The sequence below is a fragment of the Streptomyces sp. NPDC046122 genome (genome assembly GCF_056429965.1).
The window spans coordinates 238253-251981 of record NZ_JBWKLQ010000003.1 but is presented as its reverse complement, the minus strand read 5'-3'; the positions used below and the strand labels follow the sequence as shown (position 1 = coordinate 251981).

11 protein-coding genes are annotated in these 13729 nt (G+C 73.0%); 4 read left to right on the top strand and 7 right to left on the bottom strand.

The features are described 5' to 3' along the window. Window positions 1-14: 14 nt before the first annotated feature. Window positions 15-1334, bottom strand: coding sequence for an ABC transporter substrate-binding protein (locus AC07FK_RS10470; RefSeq protein WP_479104351.1), 1320 nt, complete (start codon window positions 1332-1334; stop codon window positions 15-17). Between the two features lie 183 nt (window positions 1335-1517). Here AC07FK_RS10470 and AC07FK_RS10465 point away from each other — a divergent pair, with 183 nt between their 5' ends. Both AC07FK_RS10465 and AC07FK_RS10460 read left to right on the top strand, forming a co-directional pair. Next, entirely contained in the window at window positions 1518-2840 is a 1323-nt protein-coding gene (locus AC07FK_RS10465) for an ROK family transcriptional regulator (protein WP_479104349.1), read from the top strand. A 327-nt stretch (window positions 2841-3167) separates the two neighbouring features. Then, the gene (locus tag AC07FK_RS10460) at window positions 3168-4556 is read left to right on the top strand and encodes an MFS transporter (protein WP_479104951.1); all 1389 of its coding nucleotides are present in this window, start codon (window positions 3168-3170) and stop codon (window positions 4554-4556) included. Between the two features lie 63 nt (window positions 4557-4619). On the opposite strand, the gene AC07FK_RS10455 is transcribed toward AC07FK_RS10460, so the two are convergent. The 4 genes from AC07FK_RS10455 to lnt are packed head-to-tail and all read right to left on the bottom strand — an operon-like array spanning window position 4620 to window position 9553. Beyond that, the gene (locus AC07FK_RS10455) at window positions 4620-6530 is read right to left on the bottom strand and encodes a helix-turn-helix domain-containing protein (RefSeq protein WP_479104347.1); all 1911 of its coding nucleotides are present in this window, start codon (window positions 6528-6530) and stop codon (window positions 4620-4622) included. A gap of 16 nt (window positions 6531-6546) precedes the next feature. Next, a complete protein-coding gene (locus AC07FK_RS10450; RefSeq protein WP_479104345.1) occupies window positions 6547-7344 on the bottom strand; it encodes a 3-hydroxybutyrate dehydrogenase in 798 nt (265 codons plus the stop codon). 55 nt (window positions 7345-7399) lie between these two features. Further along, window positions 7400-7879: an NUDIX hydrolase gene (locus AC07FK_RS10445; protein WP_479104343.1), complete on the bottom strand. Its 480-nt coding sequence runs from the start codon at window positions 7877-7879 to the stop codon at window positions 7400-7402. Between the two features lie 57 nt (window positions 7880-7936). Beyond that, window positions 7937-9553 carry an apolipoprotein N-acyltransferase gene (lnt, locus tag AC07FK_RS10440; protein WP_479104341.1) on the bottom strand — a complete coding sequence of 539 codons (1617 nt, stop codon included), beginning with the start codon at window positions 9551-9553 and terminating at the stop codon, window positions 7937-7939. Between the two features lie 184 nt (window positions 9554-9737). Here lnt and AC07FK_RS10435 point away from each other — a divergent pair, with 184 nt between their 5' ends. Beyond that, window positions 9738-10847: an O-antigen ligase family protein gene (locus tag AC07FK_RS10435; RefSeq protein ID WP_479104339.1), complete on the top strand. Its 1110-nt coding sequence runs from the start codon at window positions 9738-9740 to the stop codon at window positions 10845-10847. 198 nt (window positions 10848-11045) lie between these two features. On the opposite strand, the gene AC07FK_RS10430 is transcribed toward AC07FK_RS10435, so the two are convergent. Both AC07FK_RS10430 and AC07FK_RS10425 read right to left on the bottom strand, forming a co-directional pair. Further along, window positions 11046-11615, bottom strand: coding sequence for a hypothetical protein (locus AC07FK_RS10430; RefSeq protein ID WP_479104337.1), 570 nt, complete (start codon window positions 11613-11615; stop codon window positions 11046-11048). A gap of 69 nt (window positions 11616-11684) precedes the next feature. Beyond that, window positions 11685-12470, bottom strand: a complete 786-nt coding sequence (locus AC07FK_RS10425) for a glutamate racemase (RefSeq protein ID WP_479104335.1) — start codon at window positions 12468-12470, stop codon at window positions 11685-11687. 58 nt (window positions 12471-12528) lie between these two features. Here AC07FK_RS10425 and AC07FK_RS10420 point away from each other — a divergent pair, with 58 nt between their 5' ends. Continuing rightward, window positions 12529-13722: a glycosyltransferase gene (locus tag AC07FK_RS10420; protein ID WP_479104334.1), complete on the top strand. Its 1194-nt coding sequence runs from the start codon at window positions 12529-12531 to the stop codon at window positions 13720-13722. Window positions 13723-13729 lie beyond the last annotated feature (7 nt).

Here is a 13729-nt window from a genome sequence, read left to right as displayed (position 1 = left end):
CGTGACGTCCGTGCTCACTTCTTCGGCATCTGCTGCTGGGCCTTTTCGAGCTCGGCTCTGACCGAGGCGGTGGTCACCGGGCGGCCGCCGGCCGCGTCGGCGAAGAGATCCTTCACGGCGGTGCCCACGACGGTCTCGAACTGGGATTCCTCGGGGACCTGGGGCAGCGCTTCGGCGCTGGACGCGAGGGTCTGCAGCAACGGGGCGAGCGCGGGGGTGTTGAAGGCCGGGTCCTGCTGGGCCGACTTGACGGGCGGTATGGAGCCGTAGGCCTTGTTCAGGGTCTTCTGCTCCTCGTCGCTGGTCATGAACTTCACGAATTTCATGGCCCCGTCGACGTTCTTGGAGTTCTTGAACACGGCCAGGTTGATGCCGGCGACCATGGAGTTCGTCGCCCTGCCCTTGCCCGGCGCTCCCGACTGGACGGGCGCCGGGGCGATGCCCCACTCGTCCTCGCTCATGCCCTGGCTCTTGAAGGTGGCGGCGGCGGTCTGCCACAGCACCATGCCCGTCTTGTCCTTGGCGAAGTCGCTGAGGGACTGGTTCTGGGCGTATTCGGCGTTGCCCTTGGCGACGATGCCGTGCTTGGCCATGAGGTCGACGTACTGCTTGACGGCGGCGACGGCGCCGTCGGAGGTGAAGTCCGGCTTCCCGTCGGCGGTGAAGAAGTCCGCGCCGTGCTGCTTGCCGAGGACGAAGACCTGGTGGATGTTGTTGGAGAGGTTCGAGCCCTCGACGCCGAGCCCCGCCTTGCCGTCCTTGGTCAGCTTCTTGCCGGCCGCGACGACCTCGTCCCACGTCGCCGGCGGCTTCTCGATGCCGGCGTCCGCGAACATCTTCTTGTTGTAGTAGAGCGCGTACGCCATCGAGTACAGCGGTACGGCGCCCGGCTCCTGGCCCTGGACACCGGTCGAGCCCAGGGCGGACTCGACGAACCGGTCCTTGCCGCCGATCTTCCCGAAGTTCTCGGCGTCCCACGGCAGGAGGGCTCCGCTCGACTGGAGCGAGGCGGTCCAGGTGTTGCCGATGTTGAGGACGTCCGGCCCCTGACCGGAGGTCGTCGCGGTGAGGATGCGGTTGAGCAGGTCGGACCAGGGGACGACCTCCAGCTCGACCTTGATGCCGGTCCGCTTCTCGAACCTGTCGAGTTCCGGCTGGAGGACCTTCTTGTCCACCTCGATGTTCGCGCCCTGGTTCGAGGCCCAGTACGTCAGGGTCTTCGGCTGCGCGTCGGATGATCCGCCGCCACCCGACGAGCCGCCTCCGCAGGCGGCCGCGGTCAGGACGAGGGAGAGGGTGACGGCGCCGACGGCTGCGGCTCTGCTTCTGCGCATGACTCCAGGGGCCTTTCGTGGAGTTACGGATCGCCGGGAAGGGAGGGCCGGAGCAGCGCCCACGTGCGGCCCCGGACTCCCTCATGGCTTAATTTAGGATGTGAGTTAAACCTCGAGCCAAGTGCGCGTCAAGAGGTGTCGCAGAGGTATGTTGCGGGCAAGGACTTCAGGAAGAGGTGCAGGGTGAGCATGCGCGGCGGCCGTACAGTGCGTGACCTGCGGCGGGAGAACCGCACCGCTGTTTTGCGACGGTTGTACTTCGACGGGCCGCTGAGCCGGTTCTCGCTCGGGCCCGCCACGGGCCTCAGCTCCGGCTCGGTGAGCAATGTGGTGGCCGAGCTGGTCGCCGAAGGGCTGGTCGAGGAGGCGGGCAGCGTCGACTCCGCGGGCGGACGCCCCCGTACCCTGCTGCGCATCCGGCCGCAGAGCGGTTACATGATCGGCGTGGACGTCGGCGAGACCCGGATCCGCATCGAGCTCTTCGACCTCGTACTCACCGAGCTGGCGAGGGTGGAGAAACCGCTGGCGGCGGAGACGCGGCGACGCGTCGACCGGTACGACGTCGCCACCGTCGTCGGGCATCTGCGGGACGGTATCGCGGAGGTGCTCGCCACCGCCGGCGTTCCGCCCGAGCGGCTCCTCGGTGTCGGGATCGGCGTGCCGGGCATCGTCGCGCGGACCGCCGAGGACGGCGCCGTCGTGCACGGCCAGACCATCGGCTGGGACGCGGTGCCGCTCGAACGGCTGGTGCGCGCCACGGGTCTCCTGCCCGAGGAGGTGCCCTGTTTCATCGACAACGGCGCGAAGACGCTCGGGCAGGCGGAGATGTGGTTCGGGGCGGGTCGCGGCGCCCGCAGCGCCGCGGTCGTGCTCTTCGGGTCGGGAGTCGGCGCGTGCGTCGTCGCCGACGACATGGGACCCGGCCGGGCCGTCGAGTGGGGCCACCTCACCGTGCGGGTGCGGGGGCGCCGGTGCCGGTGCGGCGCGCTGGGGTGCCTGGAGGCGTACGCGGGGGCCGAAGCCCTGCTGGAGCGCTGGCAGGAGGCCGGCGGGCGGCCGCCGGCCGACGCGGACGAGGAGGCCGCCCTCACGGCCATGCTCGCCGCCGCGTATCCCGCGCCCGGCGCCGACGGCGGCCTGCCCGAAGCCGACGCGACCGCGGTGGCCGTGCTGGAGGAGACGGCCGAGTACCTCGGCGCCGGCTTCTCCGACCTGATCAACCTCTTCCAGCCCGAACGCATCCTCGTGGGCGGTTGGGCGGGACTGCAGCTCGGCAACCGGTTCCTGGAGTCGGTGCGCGCGCACGCCACGTCGTACGCGCTGGCCTATCCGGCCGCCCGGGTCGAGATCGGCCTCGGCACCCTGGGGCCGGACGCCGTCACCGTGGGCGCGGGCATCCTCCCGCTCGCCGAGTTCTTCGCGCGCGGCGGGCGCCGCCCGGAGCGGGACGCGCAGGAGCCGCCGCCCGCCTGGCAGACGGCCCTGCGGGACCGCGCCGTGCAGTGAACGGGGGCGCGGCGGATGAGGGGGAGCGGTGAGTGAGAGGGCGCGCCTCGAAACTCGCCGCTCCCGTGAACTCGCCGTCCCCGTGAACTCGCCGTCGTGACCGGGCGCGGGACGGGTCGTGTCCGGGTGCGGAACGGGTCGTGACCCGGCGTTGAAAGGGGCGCGGCCCGGCGTGGAAGGGGGTCGTGGCCGCCGTCAGCCGCATGGTGGTCGCGCGCACCTGCGCGCCCCGAACTATGGTGTCCCGCCACATGTGCCGGTGACCTGCGGATTTCTACGGTGTGGCGACACGTGAACGTCCCCGTCGACCGCCAGGAAGTGGTACCGATGTCCTCCCCCGCGACCGCTCCACCAGCCCCGTCAACTCTCAAGCGCATCGTCGCCGCCAGCCTCATCGGGACCACTATCGAGTGGTACGACTTCTTTCTGTACGGATCCGCCGCCGCGCTGGTCTTCAACCAGCTCTTCTTCCCCGAATCCGACCCCCTCGTCGGAACCCTGCTCGCCTTCCTGACGTACGCGGTCGGCTTCGCCGCCAGGCCGCTCGGGGCGCTCGTCTTCGGGCACTACGGTGACCGGCTGGGCCGCAAGAAACTCCTGGTGCTGAGCCTGCTGCTGATGGGCGGCGCCACCTTCGCCATCGGTCTGCTGCCGACGCATGCCAGCATCGGCTTCGCCGCGCCCGCGCTGCTCACCCTGCTGCGGCTCGTCCAGGGCTTCGCACTCGGCGGCGAGTGGGGCGGGGCGGTCCTGCTTGTCTCCGAGCACGGTGACGCCGAGCGGCGTGGTTTCTGGGCCTCCTGGCCGCAGACCGGTGCGCCTGCCGGGCAGTTGCTCGCGACCGGTGTGCTGTCCGCCCTGACCGCGCTGCTGTCGGACTCCGCGTTCGTGGCGTGGGGCTGGCGCATACCGTTCCTGCTGTCCGGTGTGCTGGTGCTCGTCGGACTGTGGATTCGTCTGTCCGTCGACGAATCGCCTGTCTTCAAGGCCGCGTTGGCCCAAGCCGAGGCTCGCAAGAGCGTCTCCACCGTCGCCGAGAAGATGCCGCTGGTGGCCGTCCTTCGTCACCACTGGCGCGATGTGCTCGTCGCGATGGGCGCCCGTATGGCCGAGAACATCAGCTACTACGTCATCACCGCCTTCATCCTCGTCTACGCCACGACGGAGGTGGAGTTGAGCAAGCAGACGGCGCTCAACGCCGTGCTGATCGCGTCGGCCGTCCACTTCGCGGTGATCCCCGCGTGGGGCGCCCTGTCGGACCGGCTCGGGCGACGGCCGGTCTACCTGCTGGGCGCGGTCGGCGTCGGTCTGTGGATGTTCCCGTTCTTCATGCTCATCGACACCGGGACCTTCGGGAACCTGCTGCTCGCCGTGACGGTCGGACTGGTCTTCCACGGGGCGATGTACGCACCGCAGGCGGCCTTCTTCTCCGAGATGTTCGCGACCCGTATGCGCTATTCCGGCGCTTCGATCGGCGCGCAGTTCTCGTCCGTCGCGGCCGGCGCCCCGGCGCCGCTGATCGCCACGGCCCTCCTGGCGAACTACGGCAGCGCCACTCCCATCGCCCTGTACGTCATCGCAGCCGCGCTCGTCACGGTGCTCGCCGTCGTGTGCGCGAAGGAGACGCGGCACCGGGACCTGGGGGACATCGCGGCGGAGCCGGGTGAGAAGGAGGACGCTGTCGTACGGGCCGGCGGCGGCGCCCGTACCGTCTGAGCGGACACACGGAAGAGCCGTTCCCGGGAACGTCCGCGGACGTTCCCGGGAACGGCTCTTGTCTCAGTGCCTCATCGCCGACGACAGCCCGTGCAGCCGCAGCGCGAGCTGCAGCTCCAGGGCCCGCTCCGGCGACTGCCAGTCGGCGCCCAGCAGCCTGCCGATGCGCTCCAGGCGCTGCGCCACCGTGTTGACGTGGACGTGCAGCGCGTCCTTCGTACGGGCGGGGCTCATCCCGCACGCGAAGTACGCGTCCAGGGTGCGCACCAGATCGGTCCCTCTGCGCCGGTCGTACGCGACGACCTCGCCGATCGTGCGCTGGACGAACGCTTCGATGGCGCCCCCGGAACGGCCGTCCCGGCTGTCCGCGAGCAGCAGGCCCAGGAACCCGAAGTCCTCCGCCGCCGCTCCTTCCCCGGAGCGCCCCAGCAGCCGCAGGGTGTCGACGCAGCGGCGTGCCTCCTCGTACGCCCCCGCCACAGCGCCGGGCCGGGCGGCGGGGGCGTCCACGGGCCCCGAGGCGCCGACCGTGACGGGCTCGCGCAGGGCGCCGCCCAGGTGTTTCGCCGTCCGGCGGGCGAGCGCTGCGGCGCTGTCGCCGCTGCCGCACGGCAGCAGCAGCACCGTGCCGCCGTCGCGCGCCGCCGCCAGGCCGTGCCCGGTCGCCGCCAGATGCGACGCGGCGGACCACAGCCGCCCGCGGTCCGCGCTCTCCCGCTCGACGGTGGCGGCCCGGGGAGCCTCGATGCGGGCGGCCAGCACCACGTGGGGCGCGTCGAGGTCGGCGCGCAGCCGGGCGGCGCGTTCGCGCAGCAGGCGGGGGTCGCGGTCGGGGGCGTCGAGGAGATCGTCGAGGAGTTCGCCGCGCACCCGCTGCTCGGCCTCGCCGGCCGAGCGCCGGGCCAGCAGCAGCAGCGACGTCACCATGGCGGCGCGTTCGAGCGTGCGCTGGTCGACGGGGTCGAGCTCCGGCTGTCCGTGCAGGACGAGCGCGCCCAGGAGCTCTCCCCCGGCCGAGACGCTCACCACCCAGTCGTCGCCGCGACGTACGGCGTGCCCTTCCGCTCCCTCTGGCTCCCCGCCGGCCTCCCGGAACTCGACGTTCCCGTGCAGCACTTCGGACACCGCGCTCGCCACGTCGTGGACGCCGCCGCCTCGCAGCACGAGTTCGGTCAGCCGGTCGTGCACCTCCGAAGCACGCTCGATGACGCCGCTGCGGTCGCGGATGATCTCGTTGGCCTTCTCCAGTTCGGCGAGCGCGGACCGCGTCTCCGCGAGCAGGTTCGCGGTGTCGATCGCGACGGCCGCGTGCGCGGCGAACGAGCCGAGCAGCGCGATCTGCTCGCGCTCGAAGACGCGGGCCCGCCGGTCGGCGGCGAAGAGGACGCCGATCACCTGGCTGCCGAGCGTGAGCGGTACGCCGAGGATCGCGACGAGCCCTTCGTCGCGTACGCCGGAGTCGATGGTCCAGGTGTGCTGGAAGCGGGGATCGTCGAAGTAGCTCTCGGTCGCGTAGGGGCGTGCGGTCTGGGCGACGAGCCCGCCGAGCCCCTCCCCCATGCCGAGCCGCAGCTGCTGGAACCGCGCCGACACCGACCCCTCGGTGACCCGCATGTACGTGTCGCCCGCCACCGGATCGTTGAGGCTCAGGTACGCGACCTCCGTGCCGAGCAGTGATCGCGCCCGCTGCACGATCGCGGCCAGTACGGCGTCGAGGTCGCGCAGCCCGGCGAGGTCGTGAGCGGTCTCGTAGAGGGCGGACAGCTCGGCCTCGCGCCGCCGGCGCCCCTCCAGTTCGGCCCGTACCCGCAGGGCGTGCATCTTGGCGGTCTCGAGGGCGGCGAGCGTCTCGGGCGGCGCGCCGTCCGCGCGGGCGACCAGCACCGGCCGCTCGTAGGCGTCGGCGGCCGCCCCACGGGCGAGAAGTTCCAGGTACGGGACTTCGCTGCCGCTCTGCGGCTGATCGTGGGACATGGAGACACTCAACCAGCTAGTGAGCGGTCCAGCCGCCGTCGAGGGGCAGCGACGTTCCCGTGACGAACGACGCGTGGGGGCCGCACAGGTACGCGACCGCCTCGGCGACCTCGTCGGGCTCCAGGAGACGCTTGAGTGCGGAGTCCTTGAGCAGTACGTCGGCGAGTACGCGTTCCTCCGGCAGCCCGTGGGCGGCGGCCTGGTCCGCTATCTGCCGTTCCACGAGCGGGGTGCGGACGTACCCGGGACTGACGCAGTTCGAGGTGACGCCGTGCTCTGCGCCCTCCAGGGCGGCCGTCTTGGAGAGCCCTTCGAGCCCGTGCTTGGCCGCGACGTACGCCGACTTGTACGGGGAGGCACGCAGCCCGTGCACGGAGGAGATGTTCACGATGCGCCCCCAGCCCTGCCCGTACATGTGCGGGAGCGCTCCCCGGATCAGCCGGAACGGCGCTTCGAGCATCACGGTCAGCACGGTGTGGAAGACGTCGGGGGGAAAGTCCTCCAGGGGGCGGACCAGTTGCAGGCCGGCGTTGTTCACGAGGATGTCCGTGCCCGCCGCCACCTGCTCCGCGGCGTCGAGGTCGGTGAGGTCGAGGGTCCGCGGCTCCACCACGCCGGTGAGGCCGCGCGCCTGTTCCGTGAGGGCCTCGAGCCCTTCGGCGTCCCGGTCGACGGCTCTGACCTTGGCCCCGGCGGCCGCGAGCCGCAGCACGCAGGCGCGGCCGATACCGCCGGCCGCGCCCGTGACGAGCGCGGTACGGCCGTCGAGGTGTGGTCCGGGTGCGGACGTGGGGTGTGTGGTGGGCGCGGTCATGCCTCCGACCCTAGGCAGCGCTCACCCGGCCACCGATGTGGTCACCACCCATACTTCACAGCTGTGCGGTGGGCTCGAACCATGTGGGTTCGTCGGTGAGGGCCTGCTTGATCCGCATCAGGGCGAACTCGTGCAGGTCGGGGAGCGCGTCGACCGAGAACCAGGCCACATCGAGCGACTCGTCGTCGTTGACCCGTGCCTCACCGCCGACGGCACGGCACCGGAAGGTGATGTCCATGTACTGGCACCGGTCGCCGTTCGGGTACTCGACCGGCTTCAGCGCCTGCACGAGAACGACGCGTTCCGTCACGCACTCCACTGCGGTCTCCTCGTACACCTCGCGCACGGCCGCCGCCGCAGGCTGCTCGCCGGGCTCCGGGATGCCCCCGATGACCGACCACCTGCCGGTGTCCGCGCGGCGGCCGAGGAGCACCCGGCCCGTCTCGTCGAAGACGATGGCGCTGACGCCCGGCAGAAAGAGCAGCTGATGGCCCGCGGTGGCCCGGAGCTCGCGGATGAAATCGGGAGTTGCCATGATCAGAACCCTAACGGGCCCTGCCGGCACGGAACTCGCACCGGACGCGCCGCACGCTCATGCGGACGTTCCCCTGCGAGCCCGTACGCCCCGGAACACGGCCCACCCGAGGCCGGCCCCCGCGAGCAGCACCAGTGCGCCCTCGGGGACGGTGCCGAGGCGCGTCGCGGGAGTCAGCGAGGAGCGCAGCGGCACCTCGGCGACGAGCGCGTCCGGCGTGAACATCGCCGTCTTCTGTGCGACCTTGCCGTCCGGCCCGATGACGGCGCTGACCCCGCTGGTCACCGGAACGACGACGGCCCGGCTGTGCTCGACGGCCCGGACCCTGGACATGGCGAGCTGCTGGTACGTCATCTCGCTGCGACCGAAGGTGGCGTTGTTGCTGGGTACGGTGATCAGCTGGGCCCCGCCCGTGACGGTGTCGCGCACCGCCCAGTCGAAGGCCGCCTCGTAACAGGTGGCGAGTCCCACCTTCGTGCCCGCGAGGTCGAAGACGCCCACCTTGTCCCCCGGGCCGAAGTCCCTGCGTACCCGGTCGACGTCCGAGCTGAAGAGCCGTACGAAGGAACGCATCGGGATGTACTCGCCGAACGGCTGGACGTGCCGCTTGTCGTACGTCGCGACAGGGCCGCGTCCCGGGTCCCACTCGATGAGGGTGTTGCGCAGCTTGCCCGTGTCCGGCGTGAGGACCGCTCCCACGACCGTGGGGGCGCCGATCGCGCGCACGGCCCGGTCGATCACCGCGCGGGCGTCGCTGTTGCGGTAGGGGTCGAGGTCGGAGGAGTTCTCCGGCCACAGGACGAAGTCGGGCCGGGGCGCCTTGCCGGCCTCGACGTCGGCGGCGAGTTCCTCGGTGCGCCGGGCGTGGTTGTCGAGCACGGCGCGGCGCTGGTCGTTGAAGTCGAGGCCGAGCCGGGGCACGTTGCCCTGGATCGCGGCGGCCGTCGCGGTGCCGTCCTGCGCGGAGGCGTCGACGAGGGGCAGCGCCGCGAGTGCGGCCGTCACCGGCACGAGGACCGTAAGCGCGGCGAGGGCCGCGCCCCTGCGCGGTACTTCGCCCGTCGTGCGCCGGGCACGGAACTGCCGCACCGCTTCGCACAGGCCGAAGCCGCACAGCACGACCGCGAACCCGAGCACCGGGGTGCCGCCGACGGCGGCGAGCGGCAGGAAGACGCTGTCCGCCTGCCCGAAGGCGATCTTGCCCCAGGGGAAGCCGCCGAACGGCACGCGCGCCCGCACCGCCTCTCCCAGGATCCACACGGCCGCGCCCCACACCGGCCACAGCGGCAGCCGGGTCACCATCGCGATGCCGACGCAGCACACGGCGACGAACAGCGCTTCGGCGGTGGCCAGCGCCAGCCACGGCACCGGCCCCACCTCCTCGCCCGTCCAGCTGAGCAGCGGCAGGAGGAAGCCGAGCCCGGAGAGGAGCCCGAGCCCGAAGGCGGCCCGCGCCCGCCGCCCGTACAGACACGCGGCGAGCAGCGCGAAGCCGGGCAGCACGAGCCACCACAGCGGACGCGGCGGGAAGCTCGCGTACAGGAGCAGACCGGAGAGTACGGCGGCCGCGGGGGCCGCGAGCCGGGTCAGCATGCTTCTCCCGCGAGACGGGTCGGCGGAGTGCGGGGCCGGCTGCTGTGCGGGCCGGTCGACGGCGGTGGGGGTGGCGCTCACCTGGCGGAGTCTACGGTGACCCGGCGCGGTACGGAGAGGTCGGTTCCGGCAGGAGAAGCAACGTTCCTGCGCAATTCGCGCACAAGGCACCGTGCCTCCCGTTACCGTGTCCGCCAGTCCCTGACGCCCGGCCCGTCTCCGGCCGCGGCGGGCGGGGCCCGTCTCAGTTCGGGGGGTCGACGGGATGGCCGCACCGGCCGTACGGTCCGGCGCGCGTGAACGCGGTGCGTTCACCGATGCCGTCGGCGTCGTAATCCTCGGCGGCTGCGCCGTCTGGTCGCTGGCCGCCGCCGCCGGGCGGGAGGCCAGGCCCGAGGGTGTCCTGCTGGCCGTACTCGTGGTGGCGGGGAGTTACGCGTGCGGCCGGATCTGCGGCTCGCTGCTGCCGGTCGCGGCCGCCTCGGCCTCCGCGTGCGCGGCGCTCGCCCTGGCCGTCCACCCGCATCCGGAGCACGGCCTGACGGGCGAGGTGGCGGGCGCGGCGGTGACGGGACAGAGCTCTGGCAGCACGGGCGCGACGGCGGCGCTGCTGGCCCTCGCCTCGGGCGCGGCCTGCTGCGCGGCGTGGGCGGCGCGGCCGTATCCGCTACGCCTCGCTCTGCGGCTGCTGGCGCTGACGGTCGCGGTCACGGGGCTGGTGCTCGGTTCCGTCGCTGGGTTCGCGGCGGCGCTCGGCGTGCTGCTGTGCTCGCTGGCGGTGGCGCGGGTGCGCCGCCGGGCGGCGGGTCTGGCGGGGTGCGCCCTGGCCGCGGGGCTCGTGGTGGGCGGTTCGTGGGCGGTGGCGGAGGAAGCCCTGCCGGACGGGCTGACCGTTTCGCTGGAGGGACAGCTCACGGTGAACCGGGTGCTGCTGTGGCGGGACGCGGTCGCCATCGCCGAGGAGCACCCGGTGCGCGGCGCCGGCCCCGACCGGTTCGGCAGGCTCAGTCCCGCCGCGCTGCAGACGCCGTACTCCGCGGGCAAACCCCACTCGGCTCCGCTGCAGCTCGCCGCCGAGCAGGGCGTGGTGGGCGTCGTACTGCTGGGCGGGGTCTTCGGCTGGCTGCTGTACGGGCTGTGGCGCTCGCCCCGCGACACCCCGGTGGCCCTGACCGCGGCGGCGGCGCTGACCGCCGTCGCGGCCCTGGCGGCCATCGGCAACGCGCTCAGCTTCACGGCGGTGACGGCGGGCGCGGGGGTGCTGGCGGGACTGGCGACGGCTCGGCGCCTGCCGGACGACGGAGGGGGCGGCGGCCCACGGAAGGGTGGGCCGTCGGGCAGCCGGGACGGGACCCTCGGGCGGAGGGCTCCCTAGGGCGGCGGAGGTGGCGGTACGCGGGCGGAGGCGTCCCGGGCCGACGGACGGTGCGATCGGCAGGCGGAGGTGCGCCCCGGGCCGACGGGACGTGCGCCCCGCAGACTGTCCGGCGAAGGCGTCTCGGGTCCACGATGTGGCAGCCGCGCAGGAGCCGTCCCGGGCCGGCAAAAAAAAGGGGGCCCCGCAGGCGGCGGCTCAGGGGTGTCGGCCGCCCTTGCCGCCGCCCGTCGCGGCCGCGTGCAGGCGGGCGCGGATCACGCGTACGGCCGTCTCGGCGTCGTCCACCGTCACGGTGAAGATCCGGCCGTCGCCGAGCCGGAGCACGACTCCCTCGCCCTTGCGGACGATCACGGCCATGCCCTTGCCGGGGCGCCAGCGGTATCCCCAGCCGCCCCAGTGGCGCGGCGTCACCTTCGGCGCGAACTCCGCCCGCACTACATGGGCGAGCGGGATTCGGCGACGGGGCAGGCCCATGTGACCGCAGCGGACCTCCAGCGCGTCGCGGTCGACCTTGACCGCCACGTGCACGAAGGCGAGCGTCCCGAAGAGGATGAGCAGGCCGGCCGCCAGGCAGCCCACGACCGACATGACGAGCGGGGCGAGGCCGGAGGCCCATGTCGAGTCGACGGCCAGCTTCACACCGAGCGCGAGGCATCCCGCGCCGACGGCCGCGAGCAGCCACTGTGCGCGGTTCGTCGCGCGTCCGGTCCAGATCACGGGGAGGGGCTCCGTGCTACGCCCCTCGCCGCGGGGGTGCTCCCTCATGCGTAGCAGCGTACGCACGTTCCGCGGTCGCGGCAGCGCCGAGCTGCTCCCGCCTCGGCCGTACGGTGGTCAGCGCGCGGCGTCGACCGTCTCCAGCAGGCGCCCCTCGGCGTACGCGAGCGCCGCGGCGGGCAGCGCGGAGTCCCGGCCACTGAGCAGAACGGTGAGGGTGGCGGCCGGGGCGGCCGCGGGGGCCGGCGCGGCTCCGATGCGGCGCAGCGCCTGGGCGGCCACGGCTTCGGCGGATCCATGGAGCACGACGCGCGGGAGTGCGGGCGGCTGGACCGCGGCGCGGATGCGCTCGGCGACCAGTTCGTAATGGGTGCAGCCCAGGACGACGGCCCTTACATCACGCGGGGTGAGGGCGGCGGCCGCGGCGATCGCGCGGTCGATGGCCTCTTCGTCGGCGTGCTGCACGGCGTCGGCGAGGCCGGGGCAGGGCACCTCGGTGACGGCCGCGCCGTCGGCGAAGTCCCGGATGAGGCCGCGCTGGTAGGGGCTGCCCGTCGTGACCGGCGTGGCCCAGATGGCGACGGAGCCGCCGCCCGCGGCGGCCGGCTTGATCGCGGGGACGGTGCCGATGACCGGAAGACCGGGCTCGAGCTCCGCGCGGAGCGCGGGCAGCGCGTGCACGGAAGCGGTGTTGCAGGCCACGATCAGCGCGTCGGGCCGGTGCTCCGCGGCGGCCCGCGCCACGGCGAGCGCGCGCTCGGTGACATCGGCCGGCGTACGCGGCCCCCACGGCATGCTGTCGGGGTCGGAGGAGAGGACCAGATCGGCGTCGGGCCGCAGTCGGCGCACCGCGGCGGCCGTCGGCAGCAGGCCGATTCCGGAGTCCATGAGCGCGATCTTCACCCGGTCACCATAGTCGACCGCCCCTCGGCGGCCCTCGGGGTGGGGCAGACTGCGACGAATGAGTGCTGTTGCCTGGATTGCGGGCTTTTCGCTGGCCACGTGGCTGTGGATGCTGCTGGGACAGGGGTTCTTCTGGCGTACGGACCAGCGGCTGCCGCGCCGCGAGGAGCCCGACGCGTGGCCGGACGTCGCCGTGGTCGTACCGGCGCGCGACGAGGCCGGGATGCTTCCGCTGACTCTGCCGTCGCTGCTCGCGCAGGACTATCCGGGGCGTGCGGAGATCGTCCTGGTGGACGACGGCAGCACGGACGGCACCGGCGCCCTGGCGCGGCAGCTGGAGCGCACGCACGGCGGGCTGCCCCTGACGGTGGTCTCGCCCGGCGATCCGGAGCCCGGCTGGACGGGGAAGCTCTGGGCGCTGCGGCACGGCATCGCGCTGGCCCGCGCGCGGGGACGTGAGGAGTGCGGGCGCGAGCCGGAGTACCTGCTCCTCACGGACGCGGACATCGCACACGCTCCGGACAGCCTGCGGGAACTGGTGGCCGCGGCCGGCACCAACGGCCTCGACCTGGTCTCCCAGATGGCGCGGTTGCGGGTCGCCGGCGGGTGGGAGCGTCTGATCGTTCCCGCGTTCGTGTACTTCTTCGGGCAGCTCTACCCGTTCCGGTGGGTCAACACGGCGGGGGCGCGCACCGCGGCCGCCGCGGGAGGCTGCGTACTGCTGCGGACGGAGGCCGCGGCACGCGCGCGCGTGCCCGACTCGATCCGCCAGGCGGTCATCGACGACGTGTCACTCGCCGGAGCGGTGCAGCGCTGCGGCGGCACGATCTGGCTGGGGCTCGCCGATCGGGTCGACAGCGTGCGCCCGTATCCCCGGCTCGCGGACCTCTGGCGGATGGTCTCGCGCAGCGCGTACGCCCAACTGCGGCACAGTCCGGTGCTGCTCACGGGAACGGTCGCGGGGCTCGCGCTCGTCTACCTCGCGCCCCCGCTCACTCTCTGCGCCGGTGTGCTCTCGGTTGACGCGGCAGCGGCCTGGGCGGGTGGCCTGGCATGGGCGGTAATGACCGCTACGTACCTTCCCGTACTGCGCTACTACGGCAGGCCGCCGTGGCTCGCGCTCTCCCTTCCGTTCACCGCCGTCCTCTACCTGCTGATGACCGTCGACTCCGCCGTACAGCACTACCGGGGGCGCGGCGCGGCCTGGAAGGGACGGACGTACCCGCGTCCCGAAGCCGCGCCGGAGCACTGAGCCGCCG

Bases quoted from the DNA above. Each gene is read 5' to 3' on its own strand.
- AC07FK_RS10470 (WP_479104351.1), bottom strand. From the start codon at position 1,334: ATGCGCAGAAGCAGAGCCGCAGCCGTCGGCGCCGTCACCCTCTCCCTC.
- AC07FK_RS10460 (WP_479104951.1), top strand. From the start codon at position 3,168: ATGTCCTCCCCCGCGACCGCTCCACCAGCCCCGTCAACTCTCAAGCGC.
- AC07FK_RS10455 (WP_479104347.1), bottom strand. From the start codon at position 6,530: ATGTCCCACGATCAGCCGCAGAGCGGCAGCGAAGTCCCGTACCTGGAA.
- AC07FK_RS10450 (WP_479104345.1), bottom strand. From the start codon at position 7,344: ATGACCGCGCCCACCACACACCCCACGTCCGCACCCGGACCACACCTC.
- AC07FK_RS10445 (WP_479104343.1), bottom strand. From the start codon at position 7,879: ATGGCAACTCCCGATTTCATCCGCGAGCTCCGGGCCACCGCGGGCCAT.
- AC07FK_RS10435 (WP_479104339.1), top strand. From the start codon at position 9,738: ATGGCCGCACCGGCCGTACGGTCCGGCGCGCGTGAACGCGGTGCGTTC.
- AC07FK_RS10430 (WP_479104337.1), bottom strand. From the start codon at position 11,615: ATGAGGGAGCACCCCCGCGGCGAGGGGCGTAGCACGGAGCCCCTCCCC.
- AC07FK_RS10420 (WP_479104334.1), top strand. From the start codon at position 12,529: ATGAGTGCTGTTGCCTGGATTGCGGGCTTTTCGCTGGCCACGTGGCTG.